23 protein-coding genes are annotated in these 23,654 nt (G+C 58.1%); 8 read left to right on the top strand and 15 right to left on the bottom strand.

Going from position 1 to position 23,654, the window contains the following annotated elements; all coding sequences use genetic code 11:
• Positions 1–50: 50 nt before the first annotated feature.
• The 3 genes from murA to FGZ14_RS07030 form a co-directional block, all read right to left on the bottom strand.
• Positions 51–1,355 (bottom strand): UDP-N-acetylglucosamine 1-carboxyvinyltransferase, encoded by a 1,305-nt coding sequence (murA, locus tag FGZ14_RS07040; protein WP_139922698.1) that lies wholly within the window; start codon positions 1,353–1,355, stop codon positions 51–53.
• A 124-nt stretch (positions 1,356–1,479) separates the two neighbouring features.
• Entirely contained in the window at positions 1,480–2,184 is a 705-nt protein-coding gene (locus FGZ14_RS07035; protein ID WP_139922695.1) for a DUF4290 domain-containing protein, read from the bottom strand.
• Positions 2,185–2,439: 255 nt separating this feature from the next.
• Positions 2,440–4,692, bottom strand: a complete 2,253-nt coding sequence (locus FGZ14_RS07030; protein WP_139926041.1) for an ATP-dependent helicase — start codon at positions 4,690–4,692, stop codon at positions 2,440–2,442.
• Positions 4,693–4,915: 223 nt separating this feature from the next.
• Between FGZ14_RS07030 and FGZ14_RS07025 the strand changes: the two genes are divergently transcribed.
• The 3 genes from FGZ14_RS07025 to FGZ14_RS07015 all read left to right on the top strand — a co-directional run bounded on the left by FGZ14_RS07025 (position 4,916) and on the right by FGZ14_RS07015 (position 7,417).
• Complete coding sequence (locus FGZ14_RS07025) at positions 4,916–6,073, top strand: glycosyltransferase family 4 protein (RefSeq protein ID WP_139922692.1); 1,158 nt, start codon at positions 4,916–4,918, stop codon at positions 6,071–6,073.
• Positions 6,074–6,178: 105 nt separating this feature from the next.
• Complete coding sequence (locus tag FGZ14_RS07020) at positions 6,179–6,757, top strand: DUF3109 family protein (RefSeq protein WP_139922689.1); 579 nt, start codon at positions 6,179–6,181, stop codon at positions 6,755–6,757.
• Between the two features lie 123 nt (positions 6,758–6,880).
• Positions 6,881–7,417, top strand: a complete 537-nt coding sequence (locus FGZ14_RS07015; protein WP_139922687.1) for a hypothetical protein — start codon at positions 6,881–6,883, stop codon at positions 7,415–7,417.
• Positions 7,418–7,571: 154 nt separating this feature from the next.
• Here the strand turns inward: FGZ14_RS07015 and accC are convergent, their stop codons facing one another.
• The 10 genes from accC to FGZ14_RS06965 all read right to left on the bottom strand — a co-directional run bounded on the left by accC (position 7,572) and on the right by FGZ14_RS06965 (position 16,755).
• Positions 7,572–8,918, bottom strand: coding sequence for an acetyl-CoA carboxylase biotin carboxylase subunit (gene accC, locus FGZ14_RS07010; RefSeq protein ID WP_139922684.1), 1,347 nt, complete (start codon positions 8,916–8,918; stop codon positions 7,572–7,574).
• Positions 8,919–9,038: 120 nt separating this feature from the next.
• Positions 9,039–9,527, bottom strand: coding sequence for an acetyl-CoA carboxylase biotin carboxyl carrier protein (gene accB, locus FGZ14_RS07005; RefSeq protein ID WP_139926040.1), 489 nt, complete (start codon positions 9,525–9,527; stop codon positions 9,039–9,041).
• 28 nt (positions 9,528–9,555) lie between these two features.
• Positions 9,556–10,119, bottom strand: coding sequence for an elongation factor P (gene efp, locus FGZ14_RS07000; RefSeq protein WP_139922681.1), 564 nt, complete (start codon positions 10,117–10,119; stop codon positions 9,556–9,558).
• Positions 10,120–10,305: 186 nt separating this feature from the next.
• Positions 10,306–11,319, bottom strand: a complete 1,014-nt coding sequence (locus FGZ14_RS06995; RefSeq protein ID WP_139922678.1) for a beta-ketoacyl-ACP synthase III — start codon at positions 11,317–11,319, stop codon at positions 10,306–10,308.
• 65 nt (positions 11,320–11,384) lie between these two features.
• On the bottom strand, positions 11,385–12,326 hold the full coding sequence (gene plsX, locus FGZ14_RS06990; protein ID WP_139922676.1) for a phosphate acyltransferase PlsX: 942 nt from the start codon (positions 12,324–12,326) through the stop codon (positions 11,385–11,387).
• A 142-nt stretch (positions 12,327–12,468) separates the two neighbouring features.
• Positions 12,469–12,693 carry a 50S ribosomal protein L32 gene (gene rpmF / locus FGZ14_RS06985; RefSeq protein ID WP_139922673.1) on the bottom strand — a complete coding sequence of 75 codons (225 nt, stop codon included), beginning with the start codon at positions 12,691–12,693 and terminating at the stop codon, positions 12,469–12,471.
• 70 nt (positions 12,694–12,763) lie between these two features.
• Positions 12,764–13,303, bottom strand: a complete 540-nt coding sequence (locus tag FGZ14_RS06980; RefSeq protein ID WP_139922670.1) for a DUF177 domain-containing protein — start codon at positions 13,301–13,303, stop codon at positions 12,764–12,766.
• 77 nt (positions 13,304–13,380) lie between these two features.
• A complete protein-coding gene (locus FGZ14_RS06975) occupies positions 13,381–13,749 on the bottom strand; it encodes a helix-turn-helix domain-containing protein (protein WP_139922667.1) in 369 nt (122 codons plus the stop codon).
• Between the two features lie 335 nt (positions 13,750–14,084).
• Positions 14,085–15,137 (bottom strand): 4-hydroxythreonine-4-phosphate dehydrogenase PdxA, encoded by a 1,053-nt coding sequence (gene pdxA, locus FGZ14_RS06970; RefSeq protein WP_139922664.1) that lies wholly within the window; start codon positions 15,135–15,137, stop codon positions 14,085–14,087.
• 169 nt (positions 15,138–15,306) lie between these two features.
• Positions 15,307–16,755 (bottom strand): M17 family metallopeptidase, encoded by a 1,449-nt coding sequence (locus FGZ14_RS06965; RefSeq protein ID WP_139922661.1) that lies wholly within the window; start codon positions 16,753–16,755, stop codon positions 15,307–15,309.
• 243 nt (positions 16,756–16,998) lie between these two features.
• On the opposite strand from FGZ14_RS06965, the gene rsmA reads away from it, so the two are divergent.
• The 5 genes from rsmA to FGZ14_RS22230 all read left to right on the top strand — a co-directional run bounded on the left by rsmA (position 16,999) and on the right by FGZ14_RS22230 (position 21,017).
• Positions 16,999–17,790 (top strand): 16S rRNA (adenine(1518)-N(6)/adenine(1519)-N(6))-dimethyltransferase RsmA, encoded by a 792-nt coding sequence (gene rsmA, locus FGZ14_RS06960; protein WP_139922658.1) that lies wholly within the window; start codon positions 16,999–17,001, stop codon positions 17,788–17,790.
• Positions 17,791–17,896: 106 nt separating this feature from the next.
• On the top strand, positions 17,897–18,226 hold the full coding sequence (locus FGZ14_RS21910; protein WP_139922655.1) for a hypothetical protein: 330 nt from the start codon (positions 17,897–17,899) through the stop codon (positions 18,224–18,226).
• Between the two features lie 25 nt (positions 18,227–18,251).
• Positions 18,252–19,193: an NAD(P)-dependent oxidoreductase gene (locus FGZ14_RS06950; protein ID WP_139922652.1), complete on the top strand. Its 942-nt coding sequence runs from the start codon at positions 18,252–18,254 to the stop codon at positions 19,191–19,193.
• Positions 19,194–19,459: 266 nt separating this feature from the next.
• Positions 19,460–19,933 carry a transcription elongation factor GreA gene (greA, locus tag FGZ14_RS06945; protein WP_139922648.1) on the top strand — a complete coding sequence of 158 codons (474 nt, stop codon included), beginning with the start codon at positions 19,460–19,462 and terminating at the stop codon, positions 19,931–19,933.
• A gap of 193 nt (positions 19,934–20,126) precedes the next feature.
• Positions 20,127–21,017, top strand: a complete 891-nt coding sequence (locus FGZ14_RS22230; protein ID WP_139922646.1) for a nuclease A inhibitor family protein — start codon at positions 20,127–20,129, stop codon at positions 21,015–21,017.
• Positions 21,018–21,113: 96 nt separating this feature from the next.
• On the opposite strand, the gene FGZ14_RS06935 is transcribed toward FGZ14_RS22230, so the two are convergent.
• On the bottom strand, positions 21,114–22,202 hold the full coding sequence (locus FGZ14_RS06935; RefSeq protein WP_139922643.1) for an AI-2E family transporter: 1,089 nt from the start codon (positions 22,200–22,202) through the stop codon (positions 21,114–21,116).
• A 104-nt stretch (positions 22,203–22,306) separates the two neighbouring features.
• A complete protein-coding gene (locus FGZ14_RS06930) occupies positions 22,307–23,416 on the bottom strand; it encodes an MFS transporter (RefSeq protein ID WP_139922640.1) in 1,110 nt (369 codons plus the stop codon).
• Positions 23,417–23,654 lie beyond the last annotated feature (238 nt).

The raw sequence follows: 23,654 nt of genomic DNA, 5'->3' as shown, positions 1-23,654 counted from the left end.
CTTTCGAAACCAGGCGGAGATTAGGTAGTGGCTTGAATGGGCCGAAGAGGTTATAGGCGGCGGATTTGCGCCCCCAGCGCCGTCAGGCGCTTATCAATGTTCTGGTAGCCCCGGTCAATCTGCTCTACGTTCTCAATTACGCTGCGGCCGTTGGCCGACAGGGCCGCAATCAGCAGGGCTACCCCCGCGCGGATGTCGGGCGAGGTCATGGTTATGCCGTGCAGCTGGGTGCGCTTGTCGAGGCCGATAACGGTGGCGCGGTGCGGGTCGCAAAGGATGATCTGGGCGCCCATGTCAATGAGCTTGTCCACGAAGAACAGGCGCGACTCAAACATCTTCTGATGAATAAGCACGGTGCCTTTGGCCTGGGTAGCCACCACCAGCAGTACACTCAGCAGGTCAGGCGTCAGGCCGGGCCAGGTGTGGTCCGAGATAGTCAGGATGCTGCCATCGAGGTAGGTAGCAATTTCGTAGTGGTCCTGAGCCGGCACGAAGATGTCGTCGCCGCGGAACTCCAGCTGAATGCCCAGCTTGCGGAACGTGTCCGGAATCAGGCCCAGCTCCGGAATCTGGCAGTCTTTGATGGTGATTTCCGAGCCCGTCATGGCCGCCAGCCCGATAAACGAACCGATTTCAATCATGTCGGGCAGCATGCGGTGCTCGGTGCCACCCAGGCGCTCTACCCCTTCAATGGTGAGCAGGTTGGAGCCGATGCCGTTGATTTTGGCGCCCATGCGCACCAGCATCTTGCAAAGCTGCTGCAGGTACGGCTCGCAGGCGGCATTGTAGATGGTCGTGATGCCTTCGGCCAGTACCGCGCCCATCACAATGTTAGCGGTACCCGTTACGGAAGCCTCGTCCAGCAGCATGTAAGCGCCGCGCAGGCGGCCTTCGGTGTTGATGCGGTAGAAGTCGTTGCCTTCCAGCGTGAGCTTACCGCCCAGTTTCTCCAGGCCCAGGAAGTGGGTATCCATGGGCCGGCGGCCGATTTTGTCGCCACCGGGCTTGGGCAGCTGGCATTTGCCGAAGCGGGCCAGCATCGGGCCCAGAATCATTACTGAGCCACGCAGGGCACCGGCCTGCGCCACAAACTCGGGCGTATCGAGGTAGTCCAGGTGCACATCGTCGGCCTGGAAGCGGTACGTGTCATTCGACAGCTTGCCCACTTTCACACCCATGTCGCGCAGCAGCTCAATCAGCTTATTGACGTCGCGGATGTCAGGGATGTTGGAAATCGTCACCTGCTCATCCGTGAGCAACACCGCGCACAGAATCTGGAGGGCTTCGTTTTTAGCGCCCTGGGGCACGATTTCACCTTTCAGCGGCTTACCGCCAATCACTTCAAAAGAGGCCATGAAAAGTATTAAAGATGAAGGATTAGGGATTAAGAACAGACAATGGCACAACAGCTACACCTGCGCAATGCCGGAGTTGCTTGTTTCTTCATGTCAGATCCTTTCCCCCTCATCCTCATGAAAATTATTGCGGGGGTTGCTGAGGTTCCTGCCGGCCTTTTTTGCCGCCCCGGCGCTGCTTGTCGCGCCGGTTGTTGCTGCCGCCACCGCCGCCTCGGCGCACGTCGCGCTCCTGGCGGGGTTGGGGTACGATGAAGGGGGTAGGGCGGCCGCTGCTGGTAAACTCAAACAGGTTCTGGGCATCTACCTGAGCCGGGTCCAGCGTCAATTGACCACCCGACAGCTCCTTCAGGTGTTTGAGGATGGTCACATCCTTGGCGTTTTCCTTATTGTGGGAACGGTACAGGAATTTCATGGTGCGACCAATGACAATGGCGGCCTGCTCACGCTCGGTGGGATCTTCCAGAGTCAGGGCTTTTTCTACCAGCTGTTCCACAGCCCGGCCATAAGCCCGGAATTTAGGTCCTTTGCTGGGGTAGGCCACCCGCTGGGGTGGTGTCTGGTTGGCTGGGGCCGCCAGCGGGAAAGGCGCATCCACATCCAGTTCGCCGTCGGCCATTTCAAACAGGTGGTTCCAGACTTTCTGCTGAGAGTCGGGCTGGTCGCGCAGGGCAGGCTGAATCCGGAAGATGAGCTGAACGATTTGCTGGGCACGGCGCGTCCGCTCCGCGCGGTCTTCGATGTCGCGCAGCTGCTGCACGAGCTGGAAGGTGCTCTGGCCGTATTCGCGCTGGAGCAGCTCGTGCTTATGAAGAGAAGGTAAGGTCATGAAAATGGTATTCGAAGGGCCAAATATACGCCAAACCTTGCCCCAATGGCATCCTATTTTGCACAGGAGCGCCAGCGGCAAGGTTTGGCAGGAATGGGTAGGTAGGGAGGAGCTGCCCTATCAGCGTCTAAAGTAACGCGAAAGGGGCAATTTGGGTGCGCCGCCCCTCTTGTCATTCCAAGTAGAGCGAGGAATCTGGAATTACTACCCAATAGTTTAACCCAGATTCCTCGCTTTGCCCGGTATGACAAAGAGTTAATGTACGCGCAGCTTGGCGAAGCTCAGGAGCAGGGTTTTCTCCCCAACTTCTTCAAACTGGATGATGGCTTTCACGGAACCAGCCTGATTTTCCAGCTTCGTGACGGTGCCAAAACCAAACTTGGGGTGCTCCACACGCTGGCCGGTTTGCAGGTTGCTGGTATCAGAAGGCTTAAAGTCGGCAGGGGGGGAGTATTTGGTGGCAACGGTTTTGCGCGGAGCGGGTGGCACCAGGTTGCTGCGGCGCTCAAATACGTGCCCGAACGGCGACTCGCCCGGACCGGCGCTACCTACCGGACCCGCCGAGAACTTAAAGTCCACGTACTGCGGGTCGATTTCATCGAGGAAGCGGCTTTTCTCGCAGCTGCGCAGGTTGCCCCACTGGTAGCGGGAGGTAGCGTAGCTGAGGGTCAGTTTTTTCTCGGCCCGCGTGATGGCCACGTAGAACAGGCGGCGCTCCTCTTCCAGGTCGGCCCGCGAGGTAATCATCATTTGGCTGGGGAAGAGGTTTTCTTCCATACCCACGATGTACACATTGCGGAACTCCAGGCCCTTAGCTGAGTGAATCGTCATCAAAGTCACCTGCTCGCCTTCGCTCTGGGCATCTTTGGTGTCGGCGTCCGTTACCAGGGCAATATCCTGCAGGAAGGAGCTGAGGCTCTTATCTTCGCGCTCCGGGTCCTCCACGAAGGCCTTGATGCCGTTCAGCAGTTCTTGGATGTTCTCGTAGCGGGAGAGGCCCTCAATGCTTTTATCGGCGTACAGGTCCTCAATCAGACCCGAGTTTTTGGCAATAAACTTGGCCGCCTCAAAGGCATCGTCCTTGGCCGCTACGGCCGTGTACGCTTTAATCTTCTCCGCGAAGTCCACGATGGGATTAGCGGCGCGGGTGGGTAGGAACTGGTCGGCGTTGGCGACTACCTCCCAGATGGTGTGGTTGGATTCTTCGGCGGCGCTGATGAGCTTGGCAATGGTGGTGTCGCCGATGCCGCGCTTGGGGTAGTTAATGACGCGGCGTAGGGCCTGCTCGTCGTTGGGGTTCACCGTCAGACGCAGGTAGGCCACCAAGTCCTTAATTTCCTTGCGCTGGTAGAAGCTCAGGCCGCCCACAATCTTGTACTTGATGTTGAGCTTGCGCAGGGCTTCTTCCATGGCCCGGCTCTGGGCGTTGGTGCGGTACAGAATGGCAAAGTCATCGTAGGAAAGATGCTGGTTCATCTTGTCCTCGTAGATGCTGTTGGCCACCAGTTTGCCTTCCTCATTATCGGAAGCCGCCTTGAACACCTCAATTAGCGGGCCTTCCTCGTTATCGGAGAAAACGTCTTTGCGCAGCTGGGCCTGGTTGTTTTTGATAACCGAGTTAGCGGCCCATACAATGTTCTTGGTAGAGCGGTAGTTCTGCTCCAGCTTGAACACCTGCAGCTCTGGGTAGTCTTTCTCGAAGTTGAGAATGTTCTGAATATCAGCACCCCGGAAGGCGTAGATGCTTTGCGCATCGTCGCCTACCACGCAGATGTTTCGCTCCTTGGCCGCCAGCTTGCGCGCAATCAGGTATTGCGAGTAGTTGGTGTCCTGATACTCGTCTACCATCACATACCGAAACATGTTCTGGTACTTGTTCAGCACGTCAGGGTGGTCCTTGAACAGCACGTTGGTCTGGTAGAGCAGGTCATCGAAGTCCATGGCCCCGGCCTTGAAGCAGCGGCTCTGGTACTGCTGGTAGATGACGCCCAGCTTGGGCCGCAGCGCCGCCTCGTCGTCCTGCCGAATCACAGGGTCGTTGAGGTACTGCTGCACTGAAATCAGCTTGTTCTTGGCGGCCGAAATCCGGCCTAGCACCATGTTCGGCTTGTAGAGCTTGTCGTCCAGCTCCAGTTCCTTCAGGATCTGCCCAATGAGGGTTTTGGAGTCCTGGGTATCGTAAATAGTAAAGGAGCGGGGGTAGCCAATCTTATCGGCCTCGGAGCGCAGGATGCGGGCAAAGATGCTGTGGAAAGTACCCATCCACAGGTTTTTGGCCTCGGGGCCTACCACCTTCTCAATACGGGCGCGCATCTCCTTGGCCGCCTTGTTGGTAAAGGTCAGGGCCAGGATGTTAAACGGATCTACGCCCTTTTCGAGTAGGTGGGCAATGCGGTACGTGAGCACCCGGGTTTTGCCGGAGCCCGCGCCAGCTATAATCATGCAGGGGCCTTCGGTGTGCAGCACGGCCGCCGCCTGGGAGGGGTTCAATAACGAGTGATAATCCAGTGCCATGCGTGTCAGTCAGATCGGAAACTAAGCTTTTTGGCTTGTTAGCAAAGGTAGGGCTTTCGGGTGGGGTAGCGAAACGCAATGTGGCGCCTACCCCCGCCACTGGCGGTAACCTGCCAGCGTGTGGCGCCACCCCGAAAAGTACTAACCGAAACCGGCGGCATTTGGTGCGCTCCAACAGCATTGTCGCGCAGTAAGGCGCCGGCCGTATCTTCGCAGCGTGAATTCTGCCACTGCTTCCGCTAACCCCGCTGTGTTTCCCATCTCGTTGCTATGCCTTTCTAATAGCTGGGGCGGACTGGAGCTGAACACTGTGCGCTTCGCCGATTGGATGCGGCAGCGAGGCTGGCCCGTACAGATTATCACTCTGCCGGGCTCGCCCATTGCTACCCGCACCACTGAGCTGCGCCTACCCCTTGCTACCCTCCAAAATCCCTGGAAAGCCGCCGATATTCCGGCCGCCGGGCGTTTGGCTAGCTTGCTGCGCGGGTTTGATACGCGGGTGCTCATTGTCACGCGCAATGGAGACCTGGGGCTGGCCGTGCTGTGCAAAACCTTCCGGATGCCGCAACTCCGGCTGGTGTATCAGCAGCACATGCAGCTCGGGCTGGCCAAGCGCGGGCTGTTGCACACCTTGCGCTACCGCGCTCTGGATGCCTGGCTGTCACCTCTGCCTGGTCTGGCCCGGCAGGTGCAGGAAAAAACCCGCCTTGCCGCCGAAAAACTGCACGTTGTCCCACTAGGAATTGAGCTGGAGAAGTTCGCGCAGCCTGGTTTTTCGCAAGCCGAGGCCCGCGCTGAGTTGGGTCTGTTCCTACCCCCCAATGCCGTACTAATGGGCCTGATTGGTCGTTTTGATGATGGCAAAGGCCAGAATTTCGTGGTGGAGGCATTGGGAAAGCTGCGCGAAAAACATTCCCAACTACATGTGCTATTTGTGGGCGAGCCTACCCGCAACGAGGGCAACGCCTACCGTGAAGCCGTGCAGAAACGGGTGCAGGAACTGGGCCTGACGGAAGCTGTGCATGTGCGGGAGTTTACCCTGAAACCCGAGGTAGCGTACCGCGCCCTCGATATTTCCATTACAGCTTCCGTGAACGAAACCTATGGCATGGTTACCATTGAGGCCATGGCAGCCGGCCTGCCCGTGGTGGCTTCCGCAACCGGTGGTACGCTGGAAATCGTGCGCGATGGTAACACCGGGCTGCTGTTTCCGCTGCGTGATGAAGCCGCGTTTGCTGACGCGGTGGAGCAACTGCTGGAAGTGCCGGAACTGGCTGAGCGCCTGGGCCAGCAGGCTCGGAAGGAGGCGCTGGCTACCTACTCGCATCATCGCCAGTGCGAGCTGACGGAAAACGTGCTGCGGACGCTGGTCTAATTCCGGTATCTTTGCGGATTGTTTGCTCGGTAGCAACGGCACTAGCCGCACTTCTCGCGTGTTAGTGCCCCAGCGGCCCCGAACCCCCGAGCCCGACACTACCCCATGATTCAGATTCAGAATACCCTGATTTCCGACGATGTTCGGGACAACTTCTTTGTGTGCAACCTCGAAGCCTGCAAAGGTGCCTGCTGCGTAGAAGGCGACCTGGGCGCCCCGCTGGAAGAAGACGAGCTGCAGATTCTGCAAAACGAATACGAAGCCATCAAGCCCTTCCTGACCGAAGCCGGCCGCCAGGCCATCGAGCAGCAGGGCCTGTACATTAAGGACTGGGAGGGCGACTTCAGCACCACCACCATCAATGACCGGGAGTGCGCCTACGCCCTCTACGACGAGCGGGGCATCCTGAAGTGCGGCATCGAGCAGGCCTACCTGGCGGGCGTCACTTCCTTCAAAAAGCCCATCAGCTGCCATCTGTATCCCATTCGCATCACTAAGTACGACGGCTTCGAAGCCCTGAACTACGACCGGTGGAGCATCTGTTCACCCGCCTGCTCCTTTGGGGCCAACCTGGGTGTTCGGGTCTATCAGTTCCTCAAGGAGCCCCTGATCCGCAAGTACGGCGAGGAGTGGTACGGCGAGCTGGTGCATGAAATCGAGCACGGCGACGCACAAGTGGGGTAGGTGCTTTCGCGTCAGATCAACACAAAATATTCCGCAGGCCAGCCGGCCGGATAAAAGTTAAAAGGCCGACTGTGTAGTCGGCCTTTTTTGTAATTCGATTACTCACTTGGGCGGTTTTTCAAAATGGAAGACATGTATGTAAGCGAAGAGTTGAACGACGCGCAGATACAGCAATTCCTGCGGGTAGCCATGCCGGGGCTTACCGCGTTTCCCTGGGCAACGCTGCTGGGTGAAAATGGGCCGATGGAGTTTGACTCTGCAAACCCAACCCACATATTTTTTGAAGCTACCACCTCAGAAGTGCCACAGTTTTCGCAGCATATAGCCATTTATCGCACGCCAGCAGCTGATGAGGAGGCGCGGGCTTTGTGGTTGGCCCAGCTGCTTTCCAAATGGCACCGCCTCACCGTGCTGGTGCCGTTTACTCACCCCGAGAAGCCGCAGGATCCGTTCTACGACATCGTATTTCTACAGGGCGTGAGCTATCTGGCCGACGATAGCCAAACCGATTTCGGGGAGCCGAGGCTAAACCCGTCCGTCTGCTGGGGCCTTACTCCTTGCCAGAAATCAGGTTTGGCTCCTTCGGCCAGCTGCTACCCGGGCTACCCGCATAGAAAGGCCGTAGAGCCCGATTCCTGTAAGAGAATAGCCAATAGCTGACTGCTGGTTCCGTTGATAGTTCTTCTGGTCCAGCAGGATGTAGGCGCGTTGGTCCCTGCGCTACTGCGCACATAAATCAGGAGGGCTGAAGCTATGCAAAAGGGCTGACCCTTGCGGATCAGCCCTTTTATCTGAAAACAGGAAACGGTTCGACTTACAGCTCTGAGAAATCGAAGCTTGTTTCCAGGAACTTCGTGGTGAAGTTGCCGGACTTGAAATCCTCGTTATCCATAAGCTTCAGGTGGAAGGGAATAGTCGTTTTGATGCCTTCCACCACAAACTCCGACAAAGCCCGCTTCATCTTCACGATGCACTCCTCGCGGGTTTGTGCTACCGTAATGAGCTTGGCAATCATAGAATCGTAGTTCGGCGGAATCTGGTAGCCAGCATATACGTGGGTATCCACGCGCACGCCGTGCCCGCCCGGAATGTGCAGAACCGTAATTTTGCCCGGCGAGGGGCGGAAACCGTTGGCCGGGTCTTCGGCGTTGATGCGGCACTCCATGGCGTGCAGCTTCGGACCGTAGTTGTTGCCCGTAATCGGGATGCCTGCCGCTACCTTAATCTGCTCCTTAATCAAATCGTAGTTGATTACTTCCTCCGTCACGGGGTGCTCCACCTGAATCCGGGTGTTCATCTCCATGAAGTAGAAGTCGCGGTTCTTATCTACCAGAAACTCGATGGTACCTACCCCTTCGTAGCCAATGGCAGCGGCGCCGGCAATAGCCGCCGCGCCCATCCGCTCACGCAGCTCCTCGGTCATGAAGGGCGAAGGAGCCTCTTCCACCAGCTTCTGGTGGCGGCGCTGAATAGAGCAGTCACGCTCCGAGAGGTGACAGACGTGGCCGTACTGGTCGCCGCACACCTGAATTTCGATGTGTCGGGGTTCCTCCACAAACTTCTCCAGGTACACGCCGTCGTTGCCGAAAGCGGCTTTTGCTTCCGTACGGGCATCGTTCCACGCCTTCTCAAACTCGTCTTCGGAGTTGATGATGCGCATACCACGGCCACCGCCGCCGGCCGTAGCCTTCAGAATGACGGGGTATTTGATTTCAGCGGCTACCTTTTTGCCTTGCTCCACCGAGTCCAGCAGGCCCACCGAGCCCGGGATGCAGGGTACACCGGCGGCAATCATGGTAGCTTTTGCCGAGGCTTTGTCGCCCATCTGGTTGATCATCTCAGGCGAGGCCCCGATGAACTTGATGCCATTTTCCTGACATACACGCGAGAATTCGGCGTTTTCACTCAGGAAGCCATAGCCGGGGTGAATGGCATCGGCATTGGTGATTTCGGCAGCGGCAATCAGGGTAGGGATGCTCAGGTAGCTTTGCGCCGAGCTGGGCGGGCCAATGCACACGGCTTCGTCGGCAAAGCGAACGTGCAGGCTTTCCTTATCAGCAGTCGAGTACACGGCTACTGTCTTAATGCCCATTTCCTTGCAGGTCCGAATCACGCGCAGCGCGATTTCACCCCGGTTGGCAATCAGTATTTTCTTGAACATAAGTTTGTTAGGGACTTGGGGACTTAGGGACTTGGGGACTTAGGGATTGGTTTTTCCTACCTCTCAGCAGAATGTCAACCAAGTCCCTAAGTCCCCAAGCCCCCAAGTCCCTAACTCAAATTACATCGGCTCAATCAGGAACAGAGGCTGGTCGAACTCCACGGGGGAGGCGTTTTCTACCATGGCTTTCACTACCCGGCCCGACTGCTCAGCTTCGATTTCGTTGAAGAGCTTCATGGCTTCGATGATGCAGATAACCTGCCCTTTCTCCACCAGGTCGCCTACCTGCACGAAAGCCGGCGAATCGGGGCTGCTACTGCGGTAGAAGGTGCCAATCATCGGGGCTTTCAGGGGCACGTAGTTGCCGCCAGCAGCTTCCGTAGCGGCCGGAGCGGGCGCTGCCGCCGGAGTAGCCGGAGCAGCCGCCGGAGCGGGTGCTGCCACGGGAGCCGGGGCCGCAGCGGCCGGAGCCAGCATGCCGCCGCTCACCACTTTCGTGTTGGGCTCGCGCTGAACCGAGATTTTGAACTCCTCGGTTTCGATGTTGACTTTGTTCAGACCCGACTTAGCAATGAAGTCGATGAGTTCCTGTAGTTCTTTGGCTTTCATGAGGGCGTCGGTGGGCTTGTGGGGCTGCTTACTTGACTCTTTCGACATAGGAGTAGTCGCTCGTCTTGATGCGAATTTTGGTGTCGGTATCAATAAACAGCGGCACCTGAATGCGGGCCCCCGTTTCTACAATGGCAGGTTTCAGCGTGTTAGTGGCCGTGTCGCCTTTCAGGCCAGGCTCGGTGTAGGTTACCACCAGCTCCACCGTGGTGGGCAACTCAGCGGTAAGCGGCTGCTCGGTTTCGGCGTGGAACAGGATGGTTACCTCCTGGCCTTCCTTCATCAGGTCGGCAAAGGGCACCATAGCCTCGGGCAGCACTACCTGCTCGAAGGTTGCGTTGTCCATGAACGTGTAGCCGTAGTCGTCCTTGTATAGGTACTGGTGGGGGCGCTGCTCCACGCGGGCCGTTTCTACCTTCACGCCAGCGTTGAAGGTGTTGTCGATGGTGCGGCCGGTTTTGATGTTGCGAAGCTTGGTGCGCACGAAAGCCGGGCCTTTGCCGGGTTTAACGTGCTGGAATTCGGTGATGACGTGCAACTCGCCGTTGTAGTTCAGAACGAGCCCGTTGCGAAAGTCTGCGGTCGTGGCCATGGTGGGAAAAGAGTTTGAGAGGAAAAACCAGGTAGGAGAGGCCGGAAACGGCGGGTTCAAACCTGCATTTTCAACAGTCAGAAAGTGAGTTACTAGGGTGGAAACGCAACGAGCCGCCCCGGAAAGATGGCGGGGCGGCTCGTCGGGAGTGCAAGTATAGAAGTTTTCTACTTGTTGGCCGCCAATTTACACTGTAGCGGGGTCCGGCTTGGGGTCGTAGGCCCACTTCAGGTATAGGGAGCCCCAGGTGAAGCCTCCGCCGAAGGCGGCAATAATCAGGTTGTCGCCTTTGCGTAGGCGCTGCTCATAGTCGGCCAGGCACAGCGGAATAGTGCCGTTAGTGGTGTTGCCGTACTTATGGATGTTGAGCATTACTTTCTCGGGCCCGATGCCCACCCGGTTAGCCGTGGCATCAATAATGCGCTTGTTGGCTTGGTGAGGCACCAACCAATCAATGGTATCGGGGTTCAGGCCGTTACGGTCGGCTACCTGAGCCGCTACGTCGGCCATGTTTTTCACCGCGAATTTGAACACGGCCGCGCCTTCCTGGTACACGTAGTGCTCCCGGTTGGCCACAGTTTCCGGCGACGGCGGCCGGCGCGAGCCGCCGGCTTTCTGGTGCAGGTATTGCTCGCCGGTGCCATCAGAGTGCAGCTCTTGGTCGAGCAGGCCCAAGCCTTCGGTATTGGGCTCCAGCAGCACCGCCCCGGCACCATCACCGAAGATGATGCAGGTAGCGCGGTCCGTATAGTCGATAATGCTCGACATCTTATCGGCTCCTACTACTACCACCTTTTTGTAAGTACCCGTTGCAATAAACTGCGAGCCGGTAGCCAGGGCATACATGAAGCCCGAGCAGGCCGCCTGCATATCGAAGCTGAAGGCTTTGGTGGCGCCCACAGCCGCCGAAATGATGTTGGCCGTAGCCGGAAATACCAGATCCGGGGTGGTAGTGGCGCAGATAAGCAGGTCGATGTCCTCGGCTTTGTTACCCGTTTTTGCCAGCAGCTGCTCCACGGCCTTGATGCCCATTACGGAGGTGCCCTGGCCTTCGCCCTTCAGAATATGCCGCTCCTGAATTCCGGTTCGGCTCATAATCCACTCGTCGGTCGTATCGACCATGGTTTCGAGCTCCTGATTGGTAAGCACGTAGTCGGGCACATAGGCACCAACTCCGGTGATGGCAGCGGTGATCTTCATTAGAGGGAGGACGGAAAACGCGGCAAAGGAAAAGTCCGGCTCAGCGGCCGGACTCATGGTTGCCCTTAGGACTTGAAGGTGTTTTTTATCTGGTCGGCGATGCCGGAGCTGGCCATTTGGTAGCCTTGCAGCAGCATGTTGCTGATAGCCAGCGGCGTGCTTACACCGTGCCCGATAATGGCGTTGTCATTGATGCCCAGAATGGGGGAGCCCCCCACGGCTTCGTAGTTAAATTTGTCGAGGAAAGGGTCGTGAATATTCTTTTCGGCAATGATATCGTACACCGACTCTGCCATTTTCAAGACCACATTGCCCGTAAAGCCGTCGCAGACAATTACGTCGGCTTTGTCGTTGAACAGGTCGCGCCCCTCAATGTTGCCGATGAAGTGAATATGCGGGTTCACTTTCAGCAACTGGTGCGCAGCCTGGGTAATAGCGGTTCCTTTGCCTTCTTCTTCGCCCAGGTTCATGAGGCCCACTTTGGGCTTCTCAATCCCGAGCACGTACTGGGCGTACAAGGAGCCTAACTCCCCGAACTGCTCCAGCATTTCGGGCTTGCATTCGGCATTGGCGCCTACGTCGAGCATAATGCCCATGCCCCCGCTCAGCTTCGGAACGAAGTTGGCAATAGCCGGGCGCAACACACCCGAAACGGCTTTCACGCTGAACATAGCGCCCACCAGCATAGCGCCGGTGTTGCCAGCCGAGCAGAACGCTTCCACCTCGCCAGTAGCCAGCATACGGTACCCGACGGCAATGCTGGAATCCTGCTTTTGCTGGTAGGCTTTGGCCGGATGCTCGCCCATCTCAATGATTTGCGAAGCGGGAACTACCAGTAGGTCGGCAGCGTCAGGGCCATGCTGGGCCACCAGGGGGCGCACGGCGTCTTCCTGGCCGATGAGCACAATCTGGGCCTTGCCGGCCAGCGCTTTGGCGGCCAGTACGGCCCCATCGACGGCGGCCTGAGGTGCGAAATCGCCCCCCATTGCGTCCAGGGCTATCTTCATGAACGGAAAATCAAAGAGGTCCGGGAGAGAAGCACTGCAGCGGCGCCCACATCCCCGGCTCTACCTCGGCTAAGAGGCCGAAAGCCGGGGATGCTTGAAACGGGCCACGCCACTACAAGGCGGGTAAGCAGCTAACGAGCGACTATTCTTCGTCGTTGTCGGTAGCGGCCGGAGCGGCTACGGGAGCGTAGTCTTTGATAGCTACTTTACCGTTCAGGTACAGGTCGCCGTCAACTACATAAGCTTTGTGACGCAGGTGCAGCTCACCAGTGGTCGAGCAAACCGAAACAGCCTTCGGGGTCAGTTTGTAGTGGCTACGACGCTTGTCACGGGTTGCGGAGGAGGTCCGGCGCTTAGGATGTGCCATGGTTAAAAAAGGGGGTGATTAAAAGCAAAGAGAAATTATAAAAACGGAAGTCAGCGGAAGAGGCACTCCTTTAGTTAAGGTTGCGCAGCGCATTCCAGCGCGGGTCAATGCCATCATTGTCATCATCCTCATCGTCCTCGCCTTCCTGGCGGGTGGTGAAGATGAGCTTGGCATCGGCCTCGGGGTTTTCGTCGGGCTCATTCTGGAAGCGGGGGTGCAGCTTCTTCATGGGCAGCGAAAGCCCGATATAATCGAACAGGTGCTGGGCCAGGGGTAGGGTCTGGGTATCAGGCGTGATTTGCAGCACGTTATCGTCCAGCTCCAGGTTCTGGTCGCCGAAGCGCACCAGCAGTTGCTCCTGAGCCTCTACTTCCTGGTCGTACTCATCGAGGCTACGGTCGCAGATCTGGCGCACGGTGCCGTGCAGGTCGAAATCCACGGTGATCAGCCGGTCGGTTTTGGTCAGGGTTACATCGGCGTGCACCTGGCCATCGGGGATGAGTTGCTGGTCGAACTGCTCAAAGAAGGCTTTGTCCAGGTCAAACGCGAAGTGGTGCGTTTTATCGGCCAGCTTGGCAATGTTGATGTCGTATTGCGAGTCCTTCTTCACGGCTAGTTTGTAGCAGGGGGCAAAAGTAGAAAGTTTTGCCCGGTTTGTAAAAGCAGATGCGGGGTAGAGAGGTAGGCCTAGGCGTTTTTCAGAATAAAGTCTGAGGGGATGCCCAGGCGCTCATAAAGCCGCTTCGCTAAGTCAAGGGTTACGCGGCGCTTGCCGTTCAGGATTTGCGAGAGGCGTCCGGCCGGTACTTCCAGCAGCTCAGCCAGCTCTTTCTGTTTCAACCGCATTTGCTGGCGCTTCAGCTCAATCATCTCAGCCAGAGAGGTTGGCAGGTTCGGGATGGGTAGCAGACCCAGCTTGCTCTCGTAGGTATCAAGGGCGGTAATCAGCTCCCGAAACTCCGCTTCCAGCGTGGCGTTGCCTTCAATCCCAGCGGCCACCAGCGCGTCGAGGCGACGCAGGGCAGTGCGGTAGTCTGAAGGAGTAGTCAGCGTCATGTAGGAGGTGGAAAGCAAAACGGAACCGAAGAGGCTCCGCTGATTACGGCTGCAAAGTTAAAGCATGATTCTAATACAGCAAACTAAATTTCGATTTTGGAAAGATAATTTCTATTTAGAGTAGTGTTCAAATTGAAATCAGTAGCGCGTATAGTGAGGCTACTTAATTTGTAACCAAGATGTTGTGAGTTGTAGGCGTTGTAAACTATAAGAGTGGCTACAGCTTCCAGGAATCTGCTATGACTATAAAGGAAAACGGGCTTTCACTGCCGCGACAGTAAAAGCCCGTTTCTACTAAATGTGCAGATCGGGCGCCGGTATGGGAGCCCGCAGATTTACTCGTGGCGGCCGCCGCGGGGTGCGGGGCCGGGAATCAGGGGCTTTATTTCGGCCAGGGCTTTGCGCTTACGCACCAGGTCGCAGGCCATATAAAGGGCCTCGCGGAAAGAGGTTTCATCGGCCTTATACTGCCCGGCCAAGCCGTAGGCGGTACCGTGGTCGGGGGAAGTGCGAATGACGGGCAGGCCTGCCGTGAAGTTCACGCCGCGCTCGAAAGCCAGGGTTTTGAACGGAATCAGGCCCTGATCGTGGTAGAGAGAGAGAGTAGCATCGAACTGCCGGAACTGGCCGGTACCGAAGTAGCCATCGGCGGGGAAGGGGCCGAAAACCAGATGACCTTCCTGCTGAAACTGTTGGAGCACGGGAGTTACCACCGCCGCTTCCTCGGTGCCCAGTAGGCCATTTTCGCCGGCATGCGGGTTGAGCCCCAGCACAGCCACGCGCGGCTTCTCAATGCCGAAATCCTGTTTCAGGGAGTTTACCAGAATGCGCAACTTGGCGGTCAGCAGCTCCCGGGTTACGCGGCCGGGCACATCCTTGAGCGGAATATGGCCCGTGACGGTAGCCACGCGCAGGTCTTCGCTGGCCAGCAGCATCAGGCTTTCCTTGGCCTCGAAGAAAGTAGTCAAGAACTCGGTGTGACCGGGGTAGCGGAAGTCGTCGGCCTGGGTGTTTTCCTTGCTGATAGGGGCTGTAACCAGAGCATCGAGCAGACCAGCCTTCAAGTCGCGGGCGGCGGCCAGCAGGCTTTGGCGGGCAGCGGTGCCACTGGACTGGCTGGGCTGGCCGGGCGTGAGGGTGAAGTCTTCGTCCCAGCAGGTTACGGCGTTGTGCTTGCCAGGAGCAATATCGGCGGCTTCGCGCACCTGGCGGAAGGTGAGGGGCTCGTGGTTTGCGTCGGCCGGGAAATCATCGAACAGCACCGTAGCCGTACCATAGACCACGGGCGTGCAGAACTTGAGCAGGCGCTGATCGAGAAAGGTTTTATAGATGATTTCCGGCCCAATGCCGGCCAGGTCGCCGACGGAAATGCCAATGCGTGGAAGCATTTGTGGGGGTAATGAGGTGATGAGGTAATAAAGAAAACCGGTTGTCAGGCAGACCATCGTTCCAAGCCAAGCAAGGACTCTCGTGGGCTGAGGCTGCTATCCTATCCAGCCAGCAACATGCGAGATTTCACGCTTAGGCTGGGAATGACGTTTTGAGGCCAACGCTCTGTTACACCCGGTTTTTCAGGAATTCATACGTGAGGCGCACGGCAGTGCCGGTGCCACCCTTGCCGCGGTAGGAGTCGGGGGCGGTGAGGAAAGCTGGGCCGGCAATATCAAAGTGCACCCAGGGGTAGCCTTCGGTAAAGCGCTCCAGGAACTTGCCCGCCGAAATGGCCCCGGCCTCGGCTTTGCCCAGGTTGCTGATGTCGGCAATGCTGCTCTTGATGTGGTCGGCGTACTCATCCCAGAGCGGAAACTCCACCAGACGCTCGTGAGTAGCGCTGCCCGCTTTTTTGAGGGCACTCATCGTTTCTTCCTCGGCCGTGCCCATGCACACAATGCCCTCAATGCCAATGGCGCGGGCTGCCGAGCCGGTGAGGGTAGCATAGTCGAGCACCAGCTCAGGCTCGTATTTCTTGGCGAAGGCCAGAGCATCGGCCAGGATCAGGCGGCCTTCCGCGTCGGTGTTCAGTACTTCCACTGTCAGGCCGCTGTACATGGTAATGACGTCGCCGGGGGCCAGGGCAGGGCCGCCGGGGCGGTTGTCGGTGGCGGGCACCAGCCCGATAACGTGCAGGGGCACCCGGTTTTTGGCCAGCGCCGACAGCACCCCTACCACCACCGCCGAGCCGGCCATGTCGCACTTCATAAGGTCCATGCTATTGGGCGTGGGCTTGAGACTGAGGCCGCCGGTGTCAAACACTACCCCTTTGCCTACCAGTACAATAGGCTTGGCGTTGGTAGCGCCCTCGGGCTTGTACTCCATAATAGAAAAGGTCGGCGGCTCGGGGCTACCCTGGTTGACGGCCAGCAGGCCACCCATGCGCAGGGCCTCAATGCGCACCAGATCCAGCACCTCTACCTGAAAACCGGCCGCGTCGCCGGCTTCCTCGAAGCGCTGAGCCAGCTGGGTAGCGTTGAGGTGGCTGTAGGGCATATTTACCAGGTCGCGGGCCAGCTGCACGCCCTGCAGCACGTTGCCGAGCTCCTGTACTTTCTCGGCGGTCAGGTCGGGGCCAACCAGGGTGATAAGCTGGAGGTCCGGCGCTTTTTTCGACTTCTCGTCGGTTTTGTAGCCTTCGAACTGGTAGGCCGTGAGGGCTAAACCTTCGGCGAGGGGTAGGGCCCCAGAGCCGGTCAGGTCGTTGATGAACAGCTCGGGTACCTTATCGGCTTTCAGACGGGCGTGGAGCTGGTGGCCAGCCTTGCGCAGAGCTTCGGCGGTGAGGTCGGCTGTCTTCTTTTCTTCCGCTACTACATAGTAATGGCGGTGGGTGTATTGGTTGATGATCAGGAGCTTATCGCCGGCCGCCAGCTGTGTGGCCACGTATTGGCGGGCCGGTTCGGGCAGGTCGGCGGCGGCGCTAATGGGCAGCTCGGTAGTACCGGCGGGCAGGATAAATACAGCGTCCGCAAAGGAGGGGAAATCGGTGGCGTAGGCGAGTGATAGGGACATAGAGCAGGGTCGGGTAAGGCGAACGGCTACCCCTCTCCGGACCCGAGGCACGGAGAAACGGCAGCAGCCGGCGTATCTTTGGGCGTGAAGGTAACAGGTAGTACGTAGTTGCTAGTAGGCCGGAAGAGGAAAGTCAATCGAAGCGGCGCTGGTCGGAAGCCGACAAGCCGCTGGCCTCGCTCCAACCGACCTTTATGTAATGCGCTGCCCTGCCGTCTTCAGCCACCTACCCCCTCCCTGTACATGGATTCCGTTAAAGCCAAAAAGCACCTCGGGCAACACTTCCTCACCGACCCCAACATTGCCCGCAACATTGTGGAGGCTTTGCGCCTACCCGATGGGGTAGCCGAAGTGCTGGAAATCGGGCCGGGGATGGGCGTACTGACCCAAACCCTCATTCAGCACCCCGAGTACCAGACCTCGGTAGTGGAAATCGACCGGGAATCGGTGGAGTACTTGGGCAAGCACTACCCCGCGCTGCAGGGCCGGATCTACTCTCAGGATTTTCTAAAGATGGACCTGGGGAAGCTCTACGAAGGCCAGCCAATCAGCATCATCGGCAATTTTCCCTACAACATCAGCTCCCAGATCTACTTCCAGGTGCTGGCTCACCGCCAGCAAGTGCGCGAGTGCGTGGGCATGATTCAGAAGGAAGTAGCCGACCGCCTGGCCGAGGGACCGGGCACCAAAACCTACGGCATCTTGAGCGTGCTGCTGCAGGCCTTCTACGACATCGAGTACCTGTTCACGGTGCCCCCGCACGTATTCAACCCGCCGCCCAAAGTGCAGTCGGCCGTAATTCGCCTTACCCGCAACAAAACGGAACACTTGGGCTGCGACGAAAAGCTGTTTTTTCAGGTGGTAAAACAGGCTTTCCAGACCCGCCGCAAAACCCTGCGCAATGCTCTCAAACCCTTCGGAATGCCTGCTGAAGCTACCACGGACCCTATTTTCGATAAGCGGGCCGAGCAGCTCAGCGTGCAGGATTTCGTGGGGCTTACACAACGCGTGGAGGAGTATAGAGCAGTAGGATAAATAGGTGTAGTTCCCTACAGGTGAATAACCTTAAGCCCTTGCAAAATGGTTGGTTTTATACCTGAAATGGTATCATAGAGATAGTAGAGAACTCAACTATAGCGTTATGAAACTTAGTTACTGGCTTTTTCTTGTTTGGTTCGGCTGCGCTATGTTCCAACCATTTATCATGGCTGGTACCCTCAGGCTAAGGGAGAAATTCTTATCGAATAATCAAAGACGACTATTGGGTAAAGTAAAGCGAACGTTGTTCATCCTGACAAATAGCTTTCTGGTTCTGCTAGGACTACTTGGGTTAGCTTCTGCTCAGCGCAATGGTTCTGAAGTAAAGATGTCAATTTCCAACTCTTGGTTGTTGACAATTGCAGTGGCCGCTGTATGTATTACGGCACTTAGCTTGTTAAAAGAAAGATATTCTGCTGCAGAGACTTACTAATTCATTTTTGGCACTAAAACCTACCATGTCCCTCTGCCTCGTCATCGACGAAATGCACCCCAACTTGCCGGACTTACTACAGGAGTTAGGGGTAGAGCTTCATTATCGCCCCGACCTGAAGCCCGCGGAAGTGCCGGCTGCTTTGGCCGCGCACCCGTACGACGGGCTAATCGTGCGCTCCAAAGTGCGCGTAACCTCCGGGCTGCTAGCCCAGGGGCCTGCCTTGCGCTACGTGTGCCGGGCCGGGGCCGGGGTCGATAATATTGATGAAGAAGCCTTGGCCGCAGCGGGCGTAACGCTGCTCAATGCGCCGGAAGGCAACCGCGATGCGGTGGGGGAGTACGCCGTGGGGCTGCTGCTGGCCTTGTTCCGTAACATTGTGCGCGCCGACCGGGAGGTACGGGCCGGGGAGTGGAAGCGGGAGGCCAACCGGGGCGAAGAAGTGGGGGGCAAAACTATTGGGCTGCTGGGCTACGGGCACATGGGCAAGGCCTTTGCCAAGCGCCTGCAGGCTTTTGACTGCACCGTGCTGGCCTACGACCATGACTCCAGCGTGGCTGGCAACCACCACGCTACCCTCGTGGGCCTGCCGGAAATGCAGGCGCGGGCCGAGGTGCTGAGCATCCACATTCCCTATTCGCCGGCCAACCACCACTTCGTGAACGAAGAGTTTCTGGCCGGTTTTCAAAATCCCCTGTGGCTGCTGAACACGGCTCGCGGCGAAGTGCTCGACCACGCCGCCCTGGTGCAGCGCCTGCAAACCGGCCAGCTGCGCGGCGCGGCCCTGGATGTGCTGGAAAATGAAAAGCTGCCTACCATCAGCCCCGAGCAGCAAGCACGCTTCGACTACCTGCGTGCCGCTCCCAACGTGGTGCTTTCGCCGCATGTGGGTGGCTGGAGCTTCCAGAGCTACGAGCGCATTAATCAGGTGCTGGCCCGTAAGCTGCGCGAGTTTTTACAGAGGTGAAGAGGTGATAGGGTAATCAGGTGAGCAGATGAAGCGTGACGGGTAACAAGTAATAGGAAAACGGGCGTGGTTTAGTCTGGCATCCGATCCGTCATGCATCGGAGCGCCAGGTTGTTTACGTTTTGCCTCTCCTCTCGTCACCTCATCACCTCATCCCGCCGTCTCCTATTCCCCCAACATTTCGTATATTTGCCTAAACCTGTTCGGGGAGAACGGCCAGCCACGCTGGCCGTTCTCCTTGTTTTTTGAGCTTACATCACCCCACCATGGCTACTATCAACTATTACACTCCGGAAGGTCTTCAGAAGCTGAAAGATGAGCTTCAGGACCTGAAAATCCGCGGCCGGGCCAAAGCAGCTGACGACCTGCGCGAAGCCCGTGACAAAGGCGACCTGAGCGAAAATGCTGAGTACGACGCGGCCAAGGAAGCTCAGGGCCTGCTCGAACTGAAGATTTCCAAGCTGGAAGAAATTGTAGGCAACGCCCGTTTGCTTGATGAAACCAATCTGGATACCAGCAAAGTGCTCATTATGAGCAAAGTGAAGCTGAAGAACCTGAAAAATAACATGGTCCTCGACTACACCCTGGTAGCTGAGGAAGAAGCCAACCTGGCCGCCGGCAAAATCTCGGTGAAGTCGCCGATTGGTAAAGGTCTGCTGGGCAAATCGGCCGGCGACACGGCCGAAATTACCGTGCCGGCTGGCAAGCTGCAGTTCCAGATCCTGGAAATCAGCCGCTAACGGTGAGATGGTGAAATAGTGAGGTGGCAAGTTTGCCGTCTTATGTTTTCGTCCGGTTAAAACGCAAAAGGGCGAGGCCAGCGGCTTCGCCCTTTTGCGTTTTGCCCCGTACTTTGGAGGCCCACGCTAGGTGGCCTTTGGGCCCCTGCTAGAATGGCAAACTCGCCACCTCACTATTTCATCATCTCACCATATGCCTTCCATTTTCTCCCGTATTGTTTCCGGCGAGCTGCCCGCGTACAAGGTAGCCGAGGACGACCACCATTTGGCATTTCTGGACATCACGCCCTTGGTTGAAGGTCACACGCTGGTCATTCCGAAAAAGGAAACCGACTACATTTTTGATTTGCCGCCGGCGGAGCTGGCTGCTTTGCACCAGTTTGCCCAGCGCGTGGCTAAAGGCGTGCGCGCCGCCGTACCGTGCCGCCGCATTGGAGTAGCAGTAATCGGGCTGGAAGTGCCGCACGCCCACATCCACCTGATTCCGATGAACAACGTATCGGACATGAACTTCGCTAACCCCAAGATTGAGGTGGCCGAGGCGCGCATGAAAGAGCTGGCTGCCGCCATTTCGGCGCAGGTGCCCGCCGCTGAAACCAGTTCCACAGCCGCTACGCTGGCCCCTCAAAACAGCAAAGGCGGCCGCGAAACCACCGAAGCCAACGCGGCAGCTACCCCCGCCGCTAATGGCAACGATGCGACCCTGCAGCAACTGCAGGAGCTAACCCAGGGGCTGGTGTACATGAGCGAATCGGAGGCGGCGCTGGAGCCGGTGAGCTACGCGGCTCCGGCCGGCGGCCTCACGGATGCGGCCCTGGCCCAGCTGGCCGGCGTACCGGCGGGCACCACAGTAGAAAAGCAGGAGCTGACCTACTTCCTGCGCAACCACACCGCCGACGATGGCGTGCTCGGCAATGCCGACCTGGCCAACCGCTTCAAGGCCCTGCAGATGTACCTGAAGCAGGAGCTGAACGAAGTGCAGGTGTACCGCTTCGGCAGCGGCCCGCAGGTACCCGTGCTGGTGCTCGGGGAGGCTGAAGGCGGCAAGCTGGCCGGCTTCAAAACCGTACTGACGGAAACCTAAGCCCGGCAGCACCACATGTTGCACAAAGGGTCGGCTTTTCTTGCAAAGCCGACCCTTTGGCGTTTATACAGGGGTAGGGGCTTTCAATGGAGCGCTCTAGCCGCTGGCTGGGGGTAGCATATCCTGTTCGGGCTTGCCCGCCCGCAAGCGCTGCAGGATGCGGTTTTCGCGCTCAAATACTTTGATGAGCACGATGAAGTAGGAGAGCAGCAGCGGGCCCAGCACCAGCCCCAGAATACCAAAAATGTTGACGCCTAATACTACCCCAGCCAGGGTGATCAAGGGGTGAATGTCGCCGATACGCTTAGCCAGCAGGATGCGCAGCAGGTTGTCGATGTTCATGATGATGATAACGCCGACCAGCAGAATGCCCACGCCCTGGGTGGTTTGGTTCTGGGCTAGCTTGATGATGGCAGCCGGGCCCCACACCAGTGGCGTGCCCAGCACCGGAATAAATGCCATAAAGAAGGCCACCACCCCCCAGAACGTAGAATCAGGCACGCCGAAAATCCGCAGCGTTACGCCCGTCAGGATGGCCTGAACCAGTGCAATGAGGGCCTGGCCGAGCACGTTGGCATTCACGTTGTTTTTCAGGGAGTCGCCGAGCTCGTGCAGGGTACTGGGCCGGAAGGGGAGGTAGCGCCGCAGTCCGCGCAGAAAGCCGGCTTCCTGGGTGAACATGAAGTACAGCGTAAACAGCATCAGGCCAATGATAACCGTGAAGTGCAGCAGCCCACTGGCCAGGGACGGCAGCCGCTGGCTCAGCCAGCTGACAGCCTGCTGCAACAGCGTCCGGACGCTTTGCTCGTTGGTGAAGGTGTAGCCGGTTTTCTGCTCAATCTTGTGCAGCACCGCCATAATCTGGCTGGTATCCTGGCCGTAGAAGCGGATGCGGTCCACCAGCATCAGACTCAGCGCCATGAACGGCAGAATAATCACCACGAAGGCAAACACCAAGAGTCCCACCGTTACCAACTGCCGGTTCCAGCCCCGCCGGTGCACCAGCCCCACAAACCAGGGCCGGAACACCACAAACAAAATGCCCGCTCCCAGAAATGCCGTGATGTAGCTGCCCAGCCCCACCAGAATCAGCACGCTGATGCCCACCAGGCACAGAATCAGAAGCACGTACTGCTGGCGCGGGGTGTAGATGTTGGTATCGGGGGTAGGGGAGGAAGCAGACATGGCAGCAGCAAAGAAAGCAGCCGCAAAGTACGGATTTGAGTTGTGGAGTATAGTGGCAGCACGCTATATATGCCCGGAAATAGCTATTGCGGCAGCCATCGGTTTTACTCTACCTCAGCCCGGCGCGCCAACCCGGCCACGGCCAGGCCCATCAGGGCAATGAGACCAAACGACACGCGCAGGCTGGTAGCCCCGGCCACGAGGCCAATAACCGGCGGCCCCAGCAGAAAACCGGCGAAACCCACCGTGGAAACTGCCGCCAGCGCCACCCCCGGCGACATCGTTTTAGACCGGCCCGCCGCCCCGTACACCAGCGGTACCACCGACGATACGCCCAGCCCCACCAGCATGAACCCCACGGTGGCCGGTACCACGCCGGGCAGCAGCACAGCCAGGGCCAGGCCCAGCGCTTCCAGCAAACCGCTCAGCACCAGAGTGCGCTGCCGGCCAAACCGGTCCGTGAACCAGTCGGCTACAAAGCGGCCGGCGGCCATGGTGCTCATGAAGGCCGCGAAGCCCACCCCCACCAGGTCCTTATCGGCCTGCACCACCTTGCGGAAATACACCCCGCTCCAGTCGAACATAGTGCCTTCGCAGAGCAGGGAGCAGAAAGCCAGCACCCCCAGCAAGAGCAACGACTTATCGGGCAGCACGAAAATGGGGGCGTCGGCTTCCCGCGGTGCATCGGCGGGCAGCAGGAAGGGGCGGGCGGTAAGCAAGCCTCCTATTACTAGCGCTGCTATCAGCAGGAAGTGAGGTAGGGGCGCAATGGCGTGCGAAATCATGAAGGAGCCAATGGCGGCCCCGGCAAAGCCCGCCAGGCTCCAGAGTCCATGGAACCGGGCCATGATGGACTTGTCGTAGAGGGCCTCGACACCCACGGCCTGGGTGTTGATGCTGATGTTAGCCATGTTGCTGGCTAGCCCAAACAAAACCAGGGCGCCCAGCAGCACCGGAACAGAGGTTGCCAGCCCCAGCAGGGGTAGGAAGGCGGCGTACAGAAACAAGCCCAGCACCGTCAGCTGCCGGCTGCCATAGCGGGCCACCAGCCACCCCGAAAGCGGCAAGGAGGCCATAGAGCCCACCGGCACGGCCAGCAGCACCCCACCCAGCTCGGTATCCGAAAGGCCCAGCTGCTGCTGTACCGTAGGGATACGCGCCGCCCAGGTAGAAAAGCATAGCCCCTGCAGCAGGAAGGTGGCGCTAACGGCCATACGATGGGTACTTCGGGGACGTTGCTGAGGGGTAGGGAAGGCTTGAGTCAGCATAGTAGAGTTGTGATAGGCAGGTCAAAAAAACACCCATCAGCCCCTGTTTGAGGGCATGATGGGTGGGAGACAGGCAAGGTAGGAGCAGAGTGGGCGCGGTGGGAAACGTACCTAGAGCAAAGATCAGGAAAGCAAAAAAACAATTTCCAGGTGCCCCGTAGTGCGCATACCCCCTGCTGATGTT

The organism is Hymenobacter sp. DG01 (assembly GCF_006352025.1).
Classification (GTDB): domain Bacteria; phylum Bacteroidota; class Bacteroidia; order Cytophagales; family Hymenobacteraceae; genus Hymenobacter.
The sequence above is the reverse complement of the archived record's forward strand: the minus strand, read 5'-3'. Positions and strand labels throughout refer to the sequence as shown.

Coding starts and splice junctions, on each gene's coding strand:
- murA (WP_139922698.1), bottom strand. CDS start 1,355: ATGGCCTCTTTTGAAGTGATTGGCGGTAAGCCGCTGAAAGGTGAAATC.
- FGZ14_RS07035 (WP_139922695.1), bottom strand. CDS start 2,184: ATGACCTTACCTTCTCTTCATAAGCACGAGCTGCTCCAGCGCGAATAC.
- FGZ14_RS07020 (WP_139922689.1), top strand. CDS start 6,179: ATGATTCAGATTCAGAATACCCTGATTTCCGACGATGTTCGGGACAAC.
- FGZ14_RS07015 (WP_139922687.1), top strand. CDS start 6,881: ATGGAAGACATGTATGTAAGCGAAGAGTTGAACGACGCGCAGATACAG.
- accC (WP_139922684.1), bottom strand. CDS start 8,918: ATGTTCAAGAAAATACTGATTGCCAACCGGGGTGAAATCGCGCTGCGC.
- accB (WP_139926040.1), bottom strand. CDS start 9,527: ATGAAAGCCAAAGAACTACAGGAACTCATCGACTTCATTGCTAAGTCG.
- efp (WP_139922681.1), bottom strand. CDS start 10,119: ATGGCCACGACCGCAGACTTTCGCAACGGGCTCGTTCTGAACTACAAC.
- FGZ14_RS06995 (WP_139922678.1), bottom strand. CDS start 11,319: ATGAAGATCACCGCTGCCATCACCGGAGTTGGTGCCTATGTGCCCGAC.
- plsX (WP_139922676.1), bottom strand. CDS start 12,326: ATGAAGATAGCCCTGGACGCAATGGGGGGCGATTTCGCACCTCAGGCC.
- rpmF (WP_139922673.1), bottom strand. CDS start 12,693: ATGGCACATCCTAAGCGCCGGACCTCCTCCGCAACCCGTGACAAGCGT.
- FGZ14_RS06975 (WP_139922667.1), bottom strand. CDS start 13,749: ATGACGCTGACTACTCCTTCAGACTACCGCACTGCCCTGCGTCGCCTC.
- pdxA (WP_139922664.1), bottom strand. CDS start 15,137: ATGCTTCCACGCATTGGCATTTCCGTCGGCGACCTGGCCGGCATTGGG.
- FGZ14_RS06965 (WP_139922661.1), bottom strand. CDS start 16,755: ATGTCCCTATCACTCGCCTACGCCACCGATTTCCCCTCCTTTGCGGAC.
- rsmA (WP_139922658.1), top strand. CDS start 16,999: ATGGATTCCGTTAAAGCCAAAAAGCACCTCGGGCAACACTTCCTCACC.
- FGZ14_RS21910 (WP_139922655.1), top strand. CDS start 17,897: ATGAAACTTAGTTACTGGCTTTTTCTTGTTTGGTTCGGCTGCGCTATG.
- FGZ14_RS06950 (WP_139922652.1), top strand. CDS start 18,252: ATGTCCCTCTGCCTCGTCATCGACGAAATGCACCCCAACTTGCCGGAC.
- greA (WP_139922648.1), top strand. CDS start 19,460: ATGGCTACTATCAACTATTACACTCCGGAAGGTCTTCAGAAGCTGAAA.
- FGZ14_RS22230 (WP_139922646.1), top strand. CDS start 20,127: ATGCCTTCCATTTTCTCCCGTATTGTTTCCGGCGAGCTGCCCGCGTAC.
- FGZ14_RS06935 (WP_139922643.1), bottom strand. CDS start 22,202: ATGTCTGCTTCCTCCCCTACCCCCGATACCAACATCTACACCCCGCGC.
- FGZ14_RS06930 (WP_139922640.1), bottom strand. CDS start 23,416: ATGGCCGTTAGCGCCACCTTCCTGCTGCAGGGGCTATGCTTTTCTACC.